This window comes from Sulfitobacter sp. F26204 (assembly GCF_026410305.1).
Classification (GTDB): Bacteria; Pseudomonadota; Alphaproteobacteria; order Rhodobacterales; family Rhodobacteraceae; genus Sulfitobacter.
Map to the genome: position 1 here is coordinate 43783 of NZ_JAPMLQ010000011.1, position 18102 is coordinate 61884.

Consider the following 18102-nt stretch of genomic DNA (forward strand, 5'->3'; position numbering starts at 1 on the left):
CGCACCAGAGACTGACCTGCCAGAAGTTGTCAGTCGACATTTTCTGCTGCTGACTATACGTCCTTGCGGTGTAATGATCGATGTAAGGCTGGTAAATCTTGTTCAACCAATTGAAGTCACTGCTGTCCAAAAGTTCAACGGGCAAGGTTGAAAGGGCAGTTGATCTGGCACAGATCGCTCCGGACCAAAGGTTGTTGGTTGTGGGCGATGTCCATGGATGCCTGAACCTCTTGCTGGATACGATCAAACGGCTGGAAGCCCATATCGAGACTGTCGAAGATTGGGATGATCTACGCTCCAAACTGGTTTTCGTCGGGGATTATGTAGATCGTGGCGAACAATCAGCGCAAACCCTGAACTGGCTTCACAATCTTCAAAAGAGCCTGCCCTATGATGTTGAATGTCTGATGGGTAATCATGAACGGATGATGTTGGATTTTCTGGATGATCCTGCGGGCCGGGGCGCGAGATGGTTGCGAAATGGCGGTTTGCAGACATTGGCCAGTTACAAGATCGGTGGTGTGCGTGAACGTTCCAACGTAGAGGAGTTGACCGAGGCAAGCATGAAACTGGAAGCGGCGATGCCCGAAGGGCAGTTGGAATGGCTGCGTCAATTGCCCAAGAAATTCAAAAGCGGCAATGTTTGTGTTGCCCATGCGGCAATGGACCCGCATCTGTCCCCCGAAGATCAATCCACCCAAACTCTGATGTGGGGCCACAATGAATTTATGACGACACCGCGTGATGACGATCTTTGGGTTGTTCATGGTCATACGATCGTCAAGGAACCACGGATCAGCAAATCGCGGATTTCAATTGATACCGGCGCTTATCATTCGGGTAAATTGACGCTGGCATTGATAGAACCGGGGGTTTGCACATTTTTCTGATTGCAGTTTGTACCGGTGGATTGGTTACAAATTGGAAACAACCTGCGGCAATCCTGCGACAATCACTTGCTTATCAAAAATTTGAGCAACTGAAACTTGAAATGGGGGGCTTTTTGCGAAACAAGCAGCACAAATATGTTCAAGGGGTCATCCATGCTGAAATTTCCATTCACGGCCGCGCTGGTCCTTTTCCTTGCGAGTTGCGGAACTGTCTATGTGTCGCCCAAGGTAGATGCCCGTGACGGAAAGGTACGTGTGTTGCCAGTGAATGCTGAAACTGTGCTGGTCGCAAACCGTGCGAAGTATAATCCCAAACAATTGCCGGCTGTCTTTTTTCAGAACGCAGGCGGGGCAGGGGCCGCACGCGGGGCGGGTTTGGCACCCACGACAAGCCTGAATGAACAGCGGCGCCCCGCAGCGATGACATTGCGGGTGCCACCAAATGCCAATCCAGGTCCATATCGTATAGGTGTGGGTGATGTTCTGTTGCTGGCGACAAAATCCGGCGGCACTACCGTCGAAGAACTGAGCGGCTTGCTGGCGGCGCAGAATTCACGCCAAGGATACACTGTTCAGGATGATGGTGCGATTGCGGTTCCCGGAGTGGGCCGCGTTCAATTGAACGGGCTGACATTGGAAGAAGCCGAAGCGCAATTGTTCCAGAGCCTCGTCCAGGCGCAGATCGACCCGACCTTCAGCCTTGAGATTGCTGAATTCAATTCCAAGCGCGTATCGCTGGGTGGTGCCGTTGCAAACCCGACGGTAGCACCGATCCGACTCACACCATTGTATCTGGATGAGGCGTTGGCCGCCGCAGGCGGTGTTGCCTCAAGCGATCTGGATTTTGCATCGATCCGAATCTATCGCGATGGCACGTTGTACCAGATCCCGTTGGAGGAATATCTGCGCCGTGGCGATCTTCAAAAGGTGCGGCTGGTTGATGGCGACAGTGTTTTTGTCGATACTGAGTTTGAGTTGGACAAAGCCCAGGCCTATTTCCAGGAGCAGATCACACTGGCACAATTCCGCCAGCAGGGTCGGGTTCAGGCATTGGCCGAACTGAACGCAGAGGTGAACCTGCGTCGCGCCTCCTTGACCGAAGCGCGGACAAACTTCCGCGACCGTGTTGAATTTGACGCTGTGGACCGCGATTTTGTCTATCTGACCGGTGAAGTCAGCAAACCAGGCCGGTTTACCATGCCATTCGGGCGACAGGCAACTTTGGCGGATGCGCTTTATTCCGAGGGTGGCTTTTCTAGCGAGACAGGCAACCCGAGCCAGATTTACGTCTTGCGTGGATCATCGAACCCTGCGGACCTTGGGGCTGTGACTGCCTGGCATCTGGATACCAAAAACGCAGCCAATCTTTCGTTGGCGACACGTTTCAAGATGCAGCCGAACGACATCGTGTTTATCGCAGAACAGCCGATCACCCGCTGGAATCGCGCATTAAAACAGATCTTCCCATCGATCATCAGCACAGCCAATGCTGCGACAAACTGATCCTGGCGCGCCAGGATAAAACAAAACGACGCTTGCGGGGGGGACCCTGCCTGCGTTTGGTGTTTGAGTAGGGTGGTTCGCATCCCGGCGCATGAAAGGATGCACAGGCAGGGTCAGCCCACTGCCGGTGCAGGGCGCTAACACAGTTAAAACCAGGTCAGGTGTTAGAAGTTATAGACCGTTTGAATTGCCAATTGGCCGACGAATTCACCGCTCCATTGACGTGACTGCACAATGCGGCCGCGGCTGGTGTCTACCCAATATATATTCTTGAACGATTGATCGAGGCTGAAACAGGTCTCGACCATACGGCGGGTCGACGTTGCACCGCTGTCGAGTTGGATTGTCTCTGATCCTTCGTTGACGATGGTGCATTTATAGGCTCGGATCACGGCAATGTCGTTTCCGTTCAGGAAGGTATGAATGCGATCAACCTCACCTGAGCGGCCAGCGAGGATCGCATTGGCCGAGGCAGAAACGTCAGAAGCCAACATGCCAGCACCCAAACCGCGTGTGCCATGTAAAACACCACGATCAAAAATCAGCGCGACACCATCATTGCCGAGCCAGCTTTCGATCGTGCCCTGGGTGGATTCGCGCAGGAAACCACCGCGCAGACCGCTCTGGACGATCTGAACGTCCAGGGCGGGGCCGCGCTTGGCGGCCAGGAGTGGTGCAAAGCGCGGAAACTGCCCCGCGGCGTGTGCTAAATTCGGTTCCTCAAGCATCAGACCGATGGCGCGGTCCTGAAAACTTTGATTTCCGCAGGCTGCAAGCGAAAAAGCGGCGCCCGCCAATATGCCAAATTTCCACTTCATCGCAGGTAACGCCCCCATCCATCACGCAGTTCCTTGCCACGTGCATCGCGGACCTGCCTGTGCAAACGGTTGTCCACATTCAGACGCGCACCACCATCACGTTGAACAGGGCGAATTGTCTGGTTCAATATCGTTTTGGACGGTTTGCCTGTCAGGAAACTGAGGGGCACTTCAAAGCGGATGCCCTTGTCAAATGACCCTTCGCCAAAATCCGTAGAGGACACGTCGGTCAGGGTAAAGAAGGCACCAACGCGGAACCCATTGTTGAATTCACGGTCAAGGGCGACAGTTGCGCCCCAATCACCGGCAAGATAACGACCGGCGTCGATCTGACCCAAAAAGCCATTTCCAAAGTCATAATAGGCAGAGGCATGACCGGTCACGACATCATAGTCCTGAAAGCCGAAGAGCATGTCAAAGTCGCGCTGCTTTGCATAGTTGATCTCGGCACCCAGGGCCAGACGGCTGCCGGTGGGATACCACAGCAGTTCTGCTGAAACGCCGCCAAACATGTTTTCAAGATAACCAGCAGTGACGCGGCCGAACAGGTCTTTGCCTGGTCGGAATTGGTATTCCGCCGTCAGTTTGTTGATTTCGAGATCGGACTCGCGTGCATATCGCACGGCGTTGGTACGCACAGGTTCGATCAGTGAATCCGAGACCCGGTCGCTGTCTTCGACGTTACCTGCGAGAGGGTAACGCAATTGGCCGGCAAAGGTCAGACCGGGCATTGGCCGATAGAATGCCTTGAACTGTGCACCAGCTTCGACGCGAACGGGTTCGTCAGGGTCAAAGTATGAAAACGATGCATAGGGAGAAAGGCCATAGTCAAAAACAGGATAGAGGTCGACAACCTCGCCGGATCGATCAGCATCGAAGGCGTCTTCGATGCTGGCGCGGGAGTAGGACCGCCAGGATCCGTCATAATCGTATTGCAGGTCCTCCAAATCAGAGCGTTTGGTGACAATGCGGCTGATCGGGACGCCCTTGTTCTGGAAAATAACGGTGAGTTCTTCGACGTCGGGGGGCAAAGTTGTCGCCATGGCGCGCGCGGCGCGTCCAGCCGCCTGAGCCCCTGCTCCGAAGCGCGTGTTTTCGATACGGACGGTTGCGCGGGTGCGCGACAGTTCAAAACCCTGCAAGATCAGCCCGTCTTCGGCGAGGCGGGCATCAAGAACCTTTTGCGCAGCGTCCTTGCCGCCACCACGGGCTGAATTGTTCCAATCGGCAAGCGCCAGATCACGGCGAGATCCAATCGGGCGGGGCGCGGTTTCACGGCCTCCCGGGTTTGCACGTTTGGCGGGGTCGAGCACATAGGTCACCTGCGCCCCGATCTCATTGCCGCCTACGACAAATGCCTTGAGGTCCACACCGTTTTTGAAGCGGTACTGAACGCCCACATTCAGAGGAGATGAAATATCGATAAGGCCCTGATTGCTTTCACGATCATAGGTGTCGGTTGAATATTCGGCAAAAAGTGTTGTTTGATCATTGAGGTGGTAAGCGAGACCGCCAAAAATCGAGGCAGGTCCGCGAAACCATTCCCCGGCTTCGACTTTGCCGCCGCGTCCACCCGTTCCGGTTGGTCGTGTTTCAAATCGGTCGTCTATTATTCCAAGCGGATTGGTAAAGCTGTCGCGCCCGGCAAAGCGACCCCAACCTATCCCGCCGGTGACTTCAAGTTTTGACCCTATCTGTTTCGTCGCTACAAGGTATTCACCGCTGTAAAGACCAGTGCCAAGGAAATCTCTGAGACCGAGCGCTACGGCAGGGCGCAGATCGGTTTCATCAAGGAGTTGGAAACTGATGTCGAAGCTACGATCGAAATTTGCCGAGCCATCGGCCTGGCCACCATCAATTCGGGTGTAGCGAAAACTACCGGATACGCCCGGCAGAATCTGGAAAGTGACCGTATTGCGCATGGTCGGTCCAACCAGACTGGAGGTGAAAGCGAGTTCACCGTCATTCAGGCTGCGGGCTGTCGGTGTTTCGATCAAACCAGGTGTGCCATAGGTCGACAGGGTGGTGCGGTCTGATTGCGCCGATGCGTTGGTCAGTGCCAAGGCTGAGGCGGTGCCAAAGGCGAAAATGAAAAAGGCTGATGTATGACGACGCATGACTAACCGAGGATTCCTGTATTTTTGGACACCATAGCGGAACGCGGTGCAGCCGTTACAGTGGTGGCACCGTTATTTAAGTTGTTGAACCGAGTTTGCGCTAGTTATGCAACAGCACGATGGCGCGCAGGTTGTGTGCAGGTCGAAAAACGCGCATTTGATCTATCCCTTTGATTTGCTGCGCGGTGCAAAAATGCAAAATAGTTGCAAATGCATGTAGTTTCCCTTAGCATAGCCTTAGCCGGGAAGCCCGTTTGTGCAGGCAGGTTCTTTCGCGACAGGGGCAGGGCAGCGCGCAAGAATGGACAGGGGATATGACCTTAAAAAGTGCTGAACACCTGAAAGAGATGGGGTTGGACAATTTTGCGCCCTATCTGATGAACCGGATCATCGGGCGTTATAACAAGGCTTTGCAGGCTGAGATGCTCGGTCTTGGGCTGACCACATCCCAGATGCGGTCCCTTGCGATCCTGTCGGTGACAGACGGCATCATGATCCGCGATTTGGCTGTCTATGCGGTGGTGCAGCAATCGACCCTAAGTCGGGCGTTGGACACGCTTGAACAGAATGACATGGTGCGGCGCGAGAATGATTTACAAGACAGTCGTGCAACGCGGGTTTTTATTACAGAGGCGGGACGCGAAACCTATGACAGGCTATGGCCGCATATGTCAGCCGCCTATGAGGCTATGTTCAAGGGCGTTGGTGAGTCCGAAAAACAGGTATTTGTCGCTACGTTACAAAAGATGCTGCGCAATATTCGCAAGCATAATTTTTGAAGGATTGAGATGGCCGAACGTTCATTCAAGGCTGAGGTAGAGCATCTGCGCAAAGGTGCGGGTGATGTCTTTACCGGTGAAGGGATCCTCGCGATTACCAAGGCGTTGCTGGAAAACGGTGTCGGCTATGTTGGTGGCTATCAGGGTGCCCCGATTTCGCATTTGATGGATGTGCTTTCGGACGCTGAGGAATTGATGGCTGAGTTGGGCGTCCGCTTTGAGGCGAATGCCTCCGAAGCAGCGGCGGCAGCGATGTTAGCGGCTTCGGTTCATTATCCAATTCGCGGTGCAGTTACCTTCAAAGGGCCGGTCGGGGTCAATGTGGCGTCGGATGCTTTGGCCAACCTGTGTTCAAGCGGGGTAAAGGGTGGAGCCTTGATCATCGTCGGTGAAGACTATGGTGAAGGTTCATCGATTATGCAGGAGCGTAGTCATGCATTTGCGATGAAATCGCAATTCTGGTTGCTTGATCCGCGCCCCAACCTGCCGAGCATAACCAAAGCCGTGCAGGATGGTTTTGAGTTGAGTGAAGCGAGTAATACACCTGTGATGCTGATGGTACGCATTCGGTCGTGCCATGTGACGGGGAGTTTTACGACCCGGGATAATCTGGTCCCGCCTTTGACGGTAAAAGATGCGATCGCGAATCCGGAATCGGATTTCAATCGTGTGGTTTTGCCGCCGATGAGCTATGTGCACGAGCAGGACAAGGTGAAGAACCGTTGGCCCGCGGCCGAGAAGTTCATTGTAGAAAACAGTCTGAACGAGATCTTCGGACCAGAAAAGGCCAAGTTGGGCATCGTCGTGCAAGGAGGGATGTACAATGGCCTGATCCGTGCCCTGCAACGTCTTGGGTTGGCTGATGACTTTGGCGAGACAGAAGTGCCGATCTATTGTTTGAACGTGACATATCCCATTATTAGGGACGAATTTGACCGGTTTTGCGAGGGCAAGGACCACGTCATGGTCGTCGAAGAAGGTCAGCCGGATCATATCGAACAGCAGTTGGGTGCCTTTCTGTTCAAGGCGGGCCGCCAGTTGACGCTGTATGGTAAGGACGTATTGCCGATGGCGGGTGAATATACTGGCCAGGTGATGCTGGATGGGGTCACGGCGTTTTTGAAACAGGCGGCACCGGATCTGTTGCCCGGGCAGGTCCGTGCGCCGAACAGAGAGGCCTCACAAATCCCGGACCTGAGCAAGACCGTGCCGGTCAGGCCACCGGGATTTTGCACAGGTTGCCCTGAAAGGCCGATCTTTGCCGGGATGAAGCTGGTCGAGCAGGAGTTGGGCAAACATCAGATCACAGGAGACATCGGGTGCCATCTTTTCGGAGCTTTGCCACCTTTTGAGATTGGCGGTGCCACGATGGGTTATGGGCTGGGTCCAGCTGCCAATGCCGCCTTTGACGGTGGTGGCGACCGCCGGGCAATTTCGATGCTGGGGGATGGCGGTTTCTGGCACAATGGATTGAGTTCTTCGATCGGGAATATGGTGTTTAACAAATCCGACAACGTGGTGGTGATTGTCGACAATTATTATTCGGCGGCGACGGGCGGGCAGGATGTTCTTTCGAGCCGGGCTGAAAATGGCACCAAATCAACGGGCAACCCGATTTCGGCCGCATTGAAGGGTGTTGGCGTGGAGTGGATCCGCCAGATCGACCACACTTACGATGTGAGCAAGGTGCGCGATACTTTGAATGAGGCTCTAACAACGGAGTTCAAGGGACCGAAAGTGATTGTCGCCTCTTCGGAATGTATGTTGAACAAACAACGTCGGGAAAAACCGGTCCGCACACAGATGATCAAGGAAGGGCGCCGGGTGGATGTCCCGCGCTTTGGGGTAGATGCCGACATTTGTACGGGTGATCATGCCTGTATCCGGCTTTCGGGATGCCCGTCCCTGTCGCTGAAACGGCTTGATGATCCCCTGAGGGATGATCCGGTCGCTTATATCGACCAGACTTGTGTTGGGTGCGGTAACTGTGGCGAGGTCGCGGATGCGGCGGTCCTCTGCCCGTCGTTCTATCGGGCGGATGTGGTACATAACCCCAGTGCTTTTGAGTCGTGGCGGGCCGGATTGCGCAGCCGGATCATCACTTGGTTACAGGCAAGACGTAGCGCCAGATGCCTGCAGTTCGAGGATGTGGTGCCGTGAACTGCCCTTTGTCACGGAATGGACCGGAACTGCGCGACCGGCAGATCATCAAACTGGCCATCATGGCTGTGGGCGGGCAGGGCGGTGGCGTGCTCATCGGTTGGATTGAAAGTCTGGCGCGGGCGCAGGGCTTTGTCTGCCAGGCGACCAGTGTGGCAGGTGTTTCACAACGCACGGGTGCGACAATCTATTACATCGAAATGATGGCGGCGGCGGAAAAACAGCCGGTATTTGCCTTGGCCCCGTCGGCAGGTGATGTTGATATTCTGATCGCTGCCGAAATGATGGAAGTCGGCCGTGCCATCATGCGGGGATTTGTAACGCCGGATCGTACCCTTTTGATCGGGTCGAGCCATCGCGCGCTGGCGGTTTCTGAAAAGGCGGCTCCGGGCGATGGCATTGCCGATGCTGGTGAAGTGGTCGCCGCAGCCGAGATCGCAGCCCAACGTTTCATTCTGGCAGATATGGATCGTCTGGCGACGGCTCATGGATCGGTGATTTCGGCGAGCCTGTTTGGGGCGCTTGCCGGTTCGGGGGGCTTACCCTTTTCCCGTGGGGCTTTCGAGGAGGCGATCCGTTCTGGCGGGAAAGGAGTCGAGGCTTCACTTCGGGCCTTTGCGGCTGGGTATGATGTGGCGGAAATGGGCGGAACAGAGACTGACACCGCTCCGGAAGCACCGGCGCAGGTGATTGTGGGTCCACAGGCGCAAATGACGCTTTGGACTGCTTTGCAGATGCGGGTGAAAGAATTGCCTGAACCGGTTCAGCAGATGGCCCTGCCGGGATTGGTCAAAGTGGTTGATTTTCAGGATTGCGCCTATGGTGCGCAATACCTGGAGCGGTTGGAAAAGGTGGTCGCAAGGGACACAGCAACGCAGAATTGGTCCCTGGGTATTGCCGGCGCAAAATATATTGCCCGCGCGATGACCTATGATGACATCATACGCGTTGCGGACCTCAAGACCCGCGCGCCGCGTCTGAAGCGTATTCGCGAAGAGATGGGAGCAAAAGACACGAACCTCGTCGAATTGACTGAATTTTTCCATCCGCGCGCGGAAGAGATTGCCAGTCTGATGCCAGCCCGAATGGGTGCCCGGTGGGAAGCATCGCCCAAGCGTATGGCCCTGTTGAACCGGATGTTTAAAAAGGGTCGTCGGTTGCGCAGCCATACCTTGCCTTCCTTTCTGGTCCTGTATTTTCTGAGCAGCCTAAAAGGCTTTCGCATGAAAACGCGACGACACGCCGTCGAACTGGCGCATCTGGAACGCTGGCTGACTGACAGTCTGGCGCTAACAAAGGAAGATTACGGGTTGGCGGTCGAGATGCTGAAAAATCGGCGGTTGATCAAAGGGTATTCCGATACGCATGCAAGAGGACTGAGCAAGTTTGCCAAGGTGTCAGGTGCTGTTGAAATGTTGCGCGGGCGTCGGGATGCGGCGGACTGGATGCGCCGCCTGCGCGAGGCGGCCTTGCAGGACCCTGAGGGCAAGGCGCTGGATGGTGCGCTTGATACCGTACGTAGTTTCGTTTGAGACATAGGGTGTCTTATTTTTGGAACCGCGGTAGATTGCGCACATCATGAGCGAGTCATCCACAAACCCTAAAACACGTGCAGCGGTGTTGATTGTCGCGGCTGGACGCGGCCGGCGTTTTGGCAGCGAGGTGCCAAAGCAATATGTGCCGATTGATGGACTCTGCGCATTTCGCCGTTGTTTAGAGACATTTCTGGGGATGCCAGAGATCGCTGCAATTCAAACCGTCATCCATCCTGATGACAAGGACCGCTATGCAACGGTTTTGGCCGGTTTGGATGATGATAGGCTTTGTCCTCCTACCTTTGGTGGGAACACGCGGGTTCAATCGGTGATGAACGGACTTGACGCGCTGACGGATCAAGCGCCCGATGTTGTTTTGGTACATGATGCCGCCCGTGCTTTTGTGACACGGGAAATTGTAATTGATGTTCTGGCGGCGCTTGATCAGGGCGACGCGGCTTTCGCGGCATTGCCGGTGGTTGATGCGCTTTGGCGGGGTGAGGGTGATCAGGCCCTGACACCTGTGGCAAGGAGCGGGTTGTGGCGGGCACAGACGCCACAGGGGTTCCGGTTCGAGGTATTGCGGCGGGCGCATCTTGATTATGACGGTGAGGCTGCGGATGATGTTGAAATTGCCCGTGCGATGGGCATCGCCGTCAAAATTGTCACCGGCGATCCCGCGAATTTCAAGATCACCACACCGCAGGATTTGGCGCGGGCTGAAAGGTTTGTTGCATCAGGTCGTTAGCCTGTGCGTTTTTCGCGCATATGCCGTGAAAATGATCGTGGGAAGCCCTGTTGAGCGCTCTGGGAACTGTTTCGGTAAAAATATGTGGTTTGCGACCTAATGACGTGTAACACTATGGGCCTATTTACGACGTTACACCCCTGCGCGAATTATTAAGCAATCAGGAGACCGCGATGAATTATTTGACATCTTTTTATAGCAAGGCCACCGCTGTTCTGTTGGCGGCTGTGCTGACCCTCGCCACATTGACCCTGCGGGCGGAAGCGCAGCAAAATCCCTTTGCCGGTGGTTGGACATTGCAGCCTGCCATGTCGGCGTTGAATTTCCAATCCGTCAAAAAACAGACTGTGGTTGAGAACAGTAGCTTTGCCACGCTTGAAGGAACGATCGCAGAGGATGGTACAACCAAAGTGTCGGTCTTGCTGGATTCGGTTGATACCAAGATCGACCTGCGCAACGTCCGCATGCGGTTCCTCTTTTTCGAAACGTTCAAGTTTCCCTCGGCAACCATCACGACAGAGATGGATGCAGGCCTTTTGAATGATCTGCGCGACAAACGGCGCAAGACGGTGCCGGTGCGTTACACGATGGAGCTGCATGGCGTGACAAAATCATTTGACGCCGAGGTCGCGGTGACCCTGCTGAGCGAAGACCTTGTTTCGGTGGCCAGCACAACACCGATTTCGGTGAGCGTGAGTGATTTTGATTTGTTGGAAGGGCTGGGCAAGCTGCAGGATGCGGCAAACGTCACGATCATCCCGTCGGCTACAGTGTCGTTCGATTTTGTATTTGCCCGCAACAGCACGCTGGCCTCCGCAACGCCGGCGCCGGCGGCCAAACCCGAATCTGTTGCGCTTGAGGTTGAAGGGGATTTTGACCGTGAGGCTTGCAAGGGTCGGTTCGAAATCCTGTCGCGCACCGGAAATATATACTTTCCCTCGGGGAGTGCCCGTCATGATGCCAAAAGCGAACCACTGCTCAACAGTCTTGCCGGGATCATCGCACGTTGTCCCAATATGGTTATCGAAGTGGGCGGACATACCGATTCAGTCGGCAGTGAAGCCACAAACCAGAGCCTGTCTGAAAAGCGTGCGGAATCGGTGAAACGGTATTTGATTTCACGCGATCTGGACCCGACTGTTCTGGTTAGCAAGGGTTATGGCGAAAGCAGCCCGATTGCCACCAACGAGACCAGGAAGGGACGTTGGGCCAACCGGCGGATCGAATTCAAGGTGTTGAGCAACTAATGCCAAAAGAGCGTATGAAAATGACCAGTTTTATTGGCCGTATGGTCGTCTTGCTCGGGCTGTGCCTTGCGGGGATTGCCGCGGCGCAGGATACCGATCCACGCATTGCCCTTATCGTTGGGAATGGCAGCTACGGATCCGTAGCGCCGTTGGACAATCCGGTGCCTGACGCAGAACTGATGGCACGGACACTTGAGGCACATGGTTTCGAGGTGACAATGTTGCTGGATGCCGACCAAGTGACCTTGAACCGCGCGATTTCGCAGTTCGGCCGTGACTTGCGCACAGGTGGCAAGGATGCGACGGGGCTGTTTTATTATGCTGGTCATGCGGTGCAATCTTTTGGGGCGAACTATCTGTTGCCGACGGATGCCAGCCTGAACAATGCCGCTGACCTCAGCCTTGTCGGGGTGCCCGCCCAGGCGGTGTTGCGACAGATGTTTTCCGCAAAGAACCGGACCAATATCGTGATACTGGATGCCTGCCGGAACAACCCGTTCGAGGCGATCCCCGATTTGAATGACAATGGTCTTGCGGAAATGAAATCGCCCACGGGCACCTTTCTGGCCTATTCGACAGCTCCGGGTGCGGTGGCGCTGGATGGGGTCGGTGGCAACAGCCCCTTTACCAAAGCACTGGCAGGCCAGATCCCCGTTGCGGGAGTGCCGATCGAACAGATGTTCAAGAATGTGCGCGTCGAAGTGATCGAACAAACCAACGGGCAGCAAACCCCATGGGATACGTCGTCGTTGACGGATGACTTTTTTTTCGCTGCCGGACAGCCTGTCGGCGAAGATGTTCAATTGTGGCAAACCGTCAAGAACAGCACCGATCCCGTGCCGGTGGTCCTGTTCATGCGCAGCTATCCTGACAGTGTTCATATCGACGAGGCCCGTGCCTTGTTGAACAGGATCGTCGATGCAGAACGTGCCCCGGCGGTTGCGACGGTGGAACCAGTCGACGACACAGCGGAACAGGAACGCATGATCGCTGCAGCGCAGTCTTCGGGTGCGGCGCAAGATTATGAGGCCTATTTACGGGCCTATCCTGATGGCATTTACGCAGAGTTCGCTACTTTTGAACTGAAAATTCTTGCGGAAAAGGCGGAACGCCTCGCCACGCAGGAGCAGTCAGAGGCGCAGATTGTCACCGCGTCGCGTGCGGCAGCAGTCCCGATGGGCCCAGAGCTGACCTTCGTGATGCCATTTACCGGCGGGAATGCCGCGATCAAGGGCAAGAGTATCGAAGAACTGGTGCAGACCTCACCGATCTTTGCCCCGATTGAAGGCATCCCGGAGGAGCTTTGGAAGGGTCAAACCTGTTCGAATTGTCACCAGTGGACCAAAGAGGCGCTGTGTACCCAGGGCAAGACCTATGTCGCTGCGGCCGATGACCATGCGGTTTCCAAACAGCATCCGTTTGGCGGGGAGTTCAAACTGAACCTGCGCGCCTGGGCTGCGGGTGACTGCAAGTAAGGAAAAATCGCGTTTAGTCGGTATGTTGTTAATGCAGGGAAATAGTGCGTGCAGTTTCAGCTATTCGCAATGTCGCAAAAAGCTTTGTACTGCGCCTCAAACGCACGCTTGTAAGCGGGTCGTTCCGCCGCTCTGTTGATATAATCCATGAACACGGGATAGTCTTTGAGTATTCCTGTGCCTTCCAGTCTGCGAATGGCATGAACCATTGGAATGTCCGCTGCACAAACCTACCCAGAAGCCATTTACGGTCCCCGAAGTTGGCTGCGAATTGGTCGAGTTAGGTTCTGATCCGCTTATCAACAGTCGCGAACCGCTCTGTCTGCCAGCTCTTCTCTGCTTCAAGGTATTTCACATATTCGCGTTCCACGATTGGTGGTTCTACCGTGTTGAGGGCCGCAAATATCCAACTTAAGGCCTTTGCACGCGCAATTTCGTTCGTTGGAAGCAGGCTTCCATGTCGCTCGGCAATGTGGAGGACAATTGCGCCGGATTCGAACAATGATATGTCGCCGTCTTCATAGGCCGGGATCTGGCCAAACGGTTGTGGACTCACGCTGAAGCGACATGGCTGTAATCAGTATTATGTTTTTTATCAGGTCCTAAACAGCGGGAAAATGGCGCCTGACCAATCCTTTCCTTGGCATATTCCAAGAAGTCTGGATAAAGCCAACGATGGATTGACGTAGAGGCGATTTCGAGGAACTTTGAACAGATGGCCCCGAATGATCATGTAAGCAACGCAGAACCCGACAAGACGCAGCCACCGGTTGCTGCGTTACGCTTTGGCAGTCCTTACGAATTATATGTACAGATGCCGCATGTGTCGCAATTGACGCTACACCGTCCGCAAGAAACCGAACGCGCCGTCGATTTTCTGTACCGGCTGCGTGCTTCGACAACGCCCGAAGAGGCGGTAACCTATACGTCTTTTGCAGCGGTGCCAAAGATGGGCGTGTGGTGGGGATATGAATGTTTGCGTTTGTCTGGAGACAGCTTGACCCCTGCGGACCGTCAGATGATGGAACTGGTGGCAAACTGGACGCAATATCCTGACAATGAAAACCGCTATCGTGCGATGAAGGCCGCGCTATATGCGCCTGTGCTGACCCCTGCGACCTACCTCGGTCTGGCGGTGGGGTGGTCGGGTGGCCCGATTGCGCCGAACGATCCGGCGGGTGTCCCCCCGCATCGTGGACCACGCGCGTTGAATACCGCGGTGTTGTCCTGTCTGGCACGGTCCGATCTGCAATCCCGCCCGATCCGGCTGGCGCGGTTCATTGATCAGGCCGCTGTTTTGTTTCATGTTAACTAGGGCATGTATCTGGTTCCAAGCATCAGTGGCCTTGCCGTTTTTTGAATACCACAGAGTGGTTTATCCTGCTGGAATTGCCAGCAAATTTGACGCAAGTTGACGTTTCATGACACTTCGAATGCGAATCGATAACTATGACACGCTAGAAGATGGCGGGCCGACATCGTTCTCTTTTGATCAAAGAGGGGGCAGTGTCGGAAGGCGTGCCTCCATGGATTGGGTGCTTCCTGACCCTGCCAAACATGTGTCGAGCCATCATTTTGATGTTCAATATGTGAATGGTGGTTACTGGGTTCGCGATGTATCGACCAATGGTACCTATCTGCAAGGCAGCCATTACCGCATTGACGGGGCAGTCAGGTTGCAGGGTGGTGAAAGGCTGATTGTAGGACATTATGTGATTGCGGTGACACTGTTTGACCAGCAGGCCGAAACCACGCCAGCAGACCAACCGCAAGCGGCAGTAGATCCATGGGGTGTGGCGACCGAGGGTGATCCGTGGGATTTGGGTGCAGAGGTGCTGACACCTGTTAATCCGCTGCCCAACCCGGCCGCCAATCCGCACCATCTGGATGAGATGGCGCAGGAATTTGTACCGCTCCAACGTCCCGGCAAGCCACCACAACGGCAAGGTGAAGGCGGAGCTATTCAGCAACCCGGTGTTCAGGCCCCTCGTGATGGAGGGGTGCAACACCCGCCGCAAGTTATGGAACAATCCGAACCGCCCCCGATCTCTGCGCCCAAACCGATGCCGATGCCGGGTCTGGGCAATCCGCTGGAGACCGTCGTACAGCCGCCGCGCCGCATGGCCCGGGCAGAGGCAGCGCCATCTCTTCCGACTGCGGACAAGGACCAGGCGACCCAGTCCGAGGCGGAACCTGTTTCTGCGACGCTGGATATGCAGGCGGTTCTGAATGCCTTTTGTCAAGGTGCAGGCATTGCAGAGGATTCGATGGCGGGAATTGATCCACTGGAACTGGTTGAAGCGCTTGGCAAATCTGCGCGGGTGACGGTGGATGAAACCATGGCGATGCTGAAAGATCGTGCCAGCGTCAAGCAGTTTACCCGTGGTGGCGAACGCACGATGCGCACGGCGACAGGCAACAATCCGATGAAATTCGTGCCGGATACAGACGAGGCTTTTGCCGCTTTGTTCTTACGGCCGCGTGAAGGGTTTCTGACTGGCGCAGAGGCCTTTGAAAACGCGCTGAGTGATTTGCGTCGCCACCAAACTGCGGTTTTTGCCGCGCTCCAGCCCGCGCTTGCCGATGTTCTTAAGGATCTATCGCCTGACGAAATCGAAGAGCGTGAGCGGACATCAAATAACCTTTTGGGTGGTTCAAAACGTACCCGAAACTGGGAGGCTTATGTCAAAAGATGGGACGAAAAGGCCAGCACTGGCGATCATGGCATGCTGGACGTATTTTTGCGTGCCTTTGCCAAAGCCTATGCAAAAGCAGCGCGCAAAACGGAATGATCCGTTGGATTCTTGAGATGGGGACGAAATCTTGACGCTTGATGAATTGCTTATGCCCGTGGCGGCGGATGCGCCCTGTGGTCCTGATCTGGATGCAACGATGCATGAAGGCTATGAAGCCTATTATTTTGGCGCATTGGGCCGGTTGCCTTCGTATTACTATCGCCCCGGTGTTGAACGCCCGGATGGGACAACGTCACCGGACAGCATTTTTGACTCGGGCGAGGTCGACATCGCAACGGAACGTCGCGAGATCGAAGTGTTGTTGCAAGAAAGCCGCGACATACGCCTGTTGGTGCTATTGGCACAATGGGAGGCGCTGGCGGGGCGGCTTGATACATTGGCCGATGCGATCGAGGCGATTGCGCTGTTGCTTGAGACATATGACACTGACCTGCATCCGCAAACGATGGGTGAACGTCGTGATGCACTGGGTGATTTGAACAATCAGGTCACGATGGTCCAGCCGTTGCAATTTCTAGGGTTGACCGGCACCGATGAAGTCAGCTTGCGCAAGATCAGGGTAGCAGCAGGCAGCGTGACACCGCTGCAAGCTGAACAGGATCTGACATCGGGCATGATGAGCGATGCCTTGTCAGATCCGGGCAACAAGAAGCGGCTTGGCGCAAACCATAAGGCATTGGTGCGAATATCCGAAGCACTGGGGCGCATCACCGTGGCCTGCCAGACACATGAAGCCGCACCCTTTGCCCCGTCACTTGATCTGATCAACGGGACCGTTCGCGATATGTTGGGCGCAATCAGCACGGCGCGGCCAGAATTGCGAGTGGCCGAGGTGAAAACCGTTACCCCCGCCGACATACAATCCCAGACCGGGGATGTTGCTGGCGACATGGCCAAAGCAGAGGATATGGTCGAAGGTGAAATCATCACCAGCCACAGCCACGCGCGACTGACCCTGGAGGCCTGCGAGCATTATTACCGCAGGTCAGAGCCGTCCTCGGCCGCATTATTGCTGGTGACTCAAGCGCGTCTGTTGATTGGTCGCCCGCTCATCGAAGCGTTTGAGACATTGTTGCCGGAAAAGGCCAGCAAAGCGGTAGTGGATTTCGGACCGCAGACGGGATTTTCATTGAACATCGAGCGGTTGCGTCAGTTGACTGATAGTGCCCCGCAAAGCCCCGCACCGGTTGAAGAAAACCAGGTGCCCGAGGGCTCTTTGCCAGTGATCCGCACGGGTGGTGCGGCAGCAGGCGCCATGCGGGCGGTAGAAAGCTATTTCTTGCGCGTCGAACGGTCATCACCGGTGCCCATTTTGTTGCAACGTGCAAGGAGTTATCTGGAACGTGATTTTCAATCATTGGTTGACGAACTGGTGCCAGTTGTGGAAACAAACCCATGAGAATGTATAGTTTGTCAAAAATCCTTTGTGTCCAACATCTAAGATATGGGGAGTCGTTGACTTTGACGGTTAACGCTGCTTCACTTTTGGTTGAAAAACCCAATTTGTTTTTTTGGAGTAGTTAAGAATGGCGTCTGATTCTGGTTCCGGTTTCATCAAACGAAATCGCCCACCCCGTGTACAAATTCAATACGAAGATCCGTATGACAGTGAAAAGATGGTGGAACTGCCATTTGTCATGGGTGTGATGTCCGACCTGTCAGGCAATAACCCTGGGGTTGAGCCGGAACCAGCGGACGAGCGCAAGTTTTCGGATGTGACCAAGGACACGCTGGACGATTATATGAATGCGGCCAAGCCTGGTATGACGTTTATGGTCAGCAATAAACTGGACCCTGACAGCAAGCAAAAGATGGGTGTGAACCTCCAGTTTGAAAAGATGGAAGACCTTGAGCCGGCAGCGATTGCACGGCAGGTGCCCGCATTGCGCAAAATTCTGGAAGCACGCGAGCAATTGGCAAACCTGCAACGCTATATGAGCGCCAAGCCGAAGGCACAGGAACATTTGCAAAAGCTGCTGAGCGATCCTGAGTTGATGGCCGCTTTGGCAGACCGTGCCGGTTCTGACGATGATGAAGACTAAGCAGAGTGGCGTAAGCCCCACGCCTGACCAGT

Annotated in this window: 15 protein-coding genes; 12 read left to right on the top strand and 3 right to left on the bottom strand. The window is 55.0% G+C overall.

All coding sequences use genetic code 11. The features are described from left to right. The first annotated feature begins 98 nt into the window (after window positions 1-98). Together OS190_RS18795 and OS190_RS18800 are read left to right on the top strand one after the other, a co-directional pair. A complete protein-coding gene (locus OS190_RS18795) occupies window positions 99-890 on the top strand; it encodes a metallophosphoesterase (protein WP_267160243.1) in 792 nt (263 codons plus the stop codon). A 153-nt stretch (window positions 891-1043) separates the two neighbouring features. Beyond that, window positions 1044-2393: a polysaccharide biosynthesis/export family protein gene (locus OS190_RS18800; RefSeq protein WP_267160244.1), complete on the top strand. Its 1350-nt coding sequence runs from the start codon at window positions 1044-1046 to the stop codon at window positions 2391-2393. 164 nt (window positions 2394-2557) lie between these two features. Here the strand turns inward: OS190_RS18800 and OS190_RS18805 are convergent, their stop codons facing one another. Further along, entirely contained in the window at window positions 2558-3211 is a 654-nt protein-coding gene (locus tag OS190_RS18805; RefSeq protein WP_267160245.1) for a YjbF family lipoprotein, read from the bottom strand. After that, the gene (locus tag OS190_RS18810; protein WP_267160246.1) at window positions 3208-5328 is read right to left on the bottom strand and encodes a YjbH domain-containing protein; all 2121 of its coding nucleotides are present in this window, start codon (window positions 5326-5328) and stop codon (window positions 3208-3210) included. Before OS190_RS18810 ends, OS190_RS18805 begins: the two co-directional genes overlap by 4 nt. 314 nt (window positions 5329-5642) lie before the next feature. Between OS190_RS18810 and OS190_RS18815 the strand changes: the two genes are divergently transcribed. The 6 genes from OS190_RS18815 (at window position 5643) to OS190_RS18840 (ending at window position 13272) form a co-directional block, all read left to right on the top strand. Continuing rightward, window positions 5643-6107, top strand: a complete 465-nt coding sequence (locus OS190_RS18815; protein ID WP_267160247.1) for a MarR family winged helix-turn-helix transcriptional regulator — start codon at window positions 5643-5645, stop codon at window positions 6105-6107. A 9-nt stretch (window positions 6108-6116) separates the two neighbouring features. Then, complete coding sequence (locus OS190_RS18820) at window positions 6117-8267, top strand: thiamine pyrophosphate-dependent enzyme (protein WP_267160248.1); 2151 nt, start codon at window positions 6117-6119, stop codon at window positions 8265-8267. Next, on the top strand, window positions 8264-9799 hold the full coding sequence (locus OS190_RS18825; RefSeq protein WP_267160249.1) for an indolepyruvate oxidoreductase subunit beta family protein: 1536 nt from the start codon (window positions 8264-8266) through the stop codon (window positions 9797-9799). Before OS190_RS18820 ends, OS190_RS18825 begins: the two co-directional genes overlap by 4 nt. 46 nt (window positions 9800-9845) lie before the next feature. Continuing rightward, window positions 9846-10550 (top strand): 2-C-methyl-D-erythritol 4-phosphate cytidylyltransferase, encoded by a 705-nt coding sequence (gene ispD / locus OS190_RS18830; protein ID WP_267160250.1) that lies wholly within the window; start codon window positions 9846-9848, stop codon window positions 10548-10550. A 173-nt stretch (window positions 10551-10723) separates the two neighbouring features. Continuing rightward, the gene (locus tag OS190_RS18835) at window positions 10724-11797 is read left to right on the top strand and encodes an OmpA family protein (protein ID WP_267160251.1); all 1074 of its coding nucleotides are present in this window, start codon (window positions 10724-10726) and stop codon (window positions 11795-11797) included. Window positions 11798-11817: 20 nt separating this feature from the next. Beyond that, window positions 11818-13272: a caspase family protein gene (locus OS190_RS18840; RefSeq protein ID WP_267160252.1), complete on the top strand. Its 1455-nt coding sequence runs from the start codon at window positions 11818-11820 to the stop codon at window positions 13270-13272. A gap of 280 nt (window positions 13273-13552) precedes the next feature. On the opposite strand, the gene OS190_RS20615 is transcribed toward OS190_RS18840, so the two are convergent. Next, complete coding sequence (locus OS190_RS20615; protein ID WP_416237426.1) at window positions 13553-13828, bottom strand: glutathione S-transferase family protein; 276 nt, start codon at window positions 13826-13828, stop codon at window positions 13553-13555. Between the two features lie 159 nt (window positions 13829-13987). Between OS190_RS20615 and OS190_RS18845 the strand changes: the two genes are divergently transcribed. From OS190_RS18845 to tssB, 4 genes are all read left to right on the top strand, one after another. After that, entirely contained in the window at window positions 13988-14587 is a 600-nt protein-coding gene (locus OS190_RS18845) for a DUF6931 family protein (RefSeq protein ID WP_267160253.1), read from the top strand. A 118-nt stretch (window positions 14588-14705) separates the two neighbouring features. Then, a complete protein-coding gene (gene tagH, locus OS190_RS18850) occupies window positions 14706-16064 on the top strand; it encodes a type VI secretion system-associated FHA domain protein TagH (RefSeq protein WP_267160254.1) in 1359 nt (452 codons plus the stop codon). 31 nt (window positions 16065-16095) lie between these two features. After that, window positions 16096-17427, top strand: a complete 1332-nt coding sequence (locus OS190_RS18855) for a type VI secretion system protein TssA (RefSeq protein ID WP_267160255.1) — start codon at window positions 16096-16098, stop codon at window positions 17425-17427. A gap of 127 nt (window positions 17428-17554) precedes the next feature. Further along, entirely contained in the window at window positions 17555-18070 is a 516-nt protein-coding gene (gene tssB / locus OS190_RS18860; protein ID WP_267160256.1) for a type VI secretion system contractile sheath small subunit, read from the top strand. The last annotated feature ends 32 nt before the right edge of the window (window positions 18071-18102 follow it).

What these genes read in the sequence shown, in the direction of transcription:
- tssB (WP_267160256.1), top strand. Translation starts at nt 17,555, where the DNA reads ATGGCGTCTGATTCTGGTTCCGGTTTCATCAAACGAAATCGCCCACCC.
- OS190_RS18835 (WP_267160251.1), top strand. Translation starts at nt 10,724, where the DNA reads ATGAATTATTTGACATCTTTTTATAGCAAGGCCACCGCTGTTCTGTTG.
- OS190_RS18805 (WP_267160245.1), bottom strand. Translation starts at nt 3,211, where the DNA reads ATGAAGTGGAAATTTGGCATATTGGCGGGCGCCGCTTTTTCGCTTGCA.
- OS190_RS18820 (WP_267160248.1), top strand. Translation starts at nt 6,117, where the DNA reads ATGGCCGAACGTTCATTCAAGGCTGAGGTAGAGCATCTGCGCAAAGGT.
- OS190_RS18800 (WP_267160244.1), top strand. Translation starts at nt 1,044, where the DNA reads ATGCTGAAATTTCCATTCACGGCCGCGCTGGTCCTTTTCCTTGCGAGT.
- OS190_RS18815 (WP_267160247.1), top strand. Translation starts at nt 5,643, where the DNA reads ATGACCTTAAAAAGTGCTGAACACCTGAAAGAGATGGGGTTGGACAAT.
- OS190_RS18845 (WP_267160253.1), top strand. Translation starts at nt 13,988, where the DNA reads ATGGCCCCGAATGATCATGTAAGCAACGCAGAACCCGACAAGACGCAG.
- tagH (WP_267160254.1), top strand. Translation starts at nt 14,706, where the DNA reads ATGCGAATCGATAACTATGACACGCTAGAAGATGGCGGGCCGACATCG.
- OS190_RS18810 (WP_267160246.1), bottom strand. Translation starts at nt 5,328, where the DNA reads ATGCGTCGTCATACATCAGCCTTTTTCATTTTCGCCTTTGGCACCGCC.
- OS190_RS18840 (WP_267160252.1), top strand. Translation starts at nt 11,818, where the DNA reads ATGACCAGTTTTATTGGCCGTATGGTCGTCTTGCTCGGGCTGTGCCTT.
- ispD (WP_267160250.1), top strand. Translation starts at nt 9,846, where the DNA reads ATGAGCGAGTCATCCACAAACCCTAAAACACGTGCAGCGGTGTTGATT.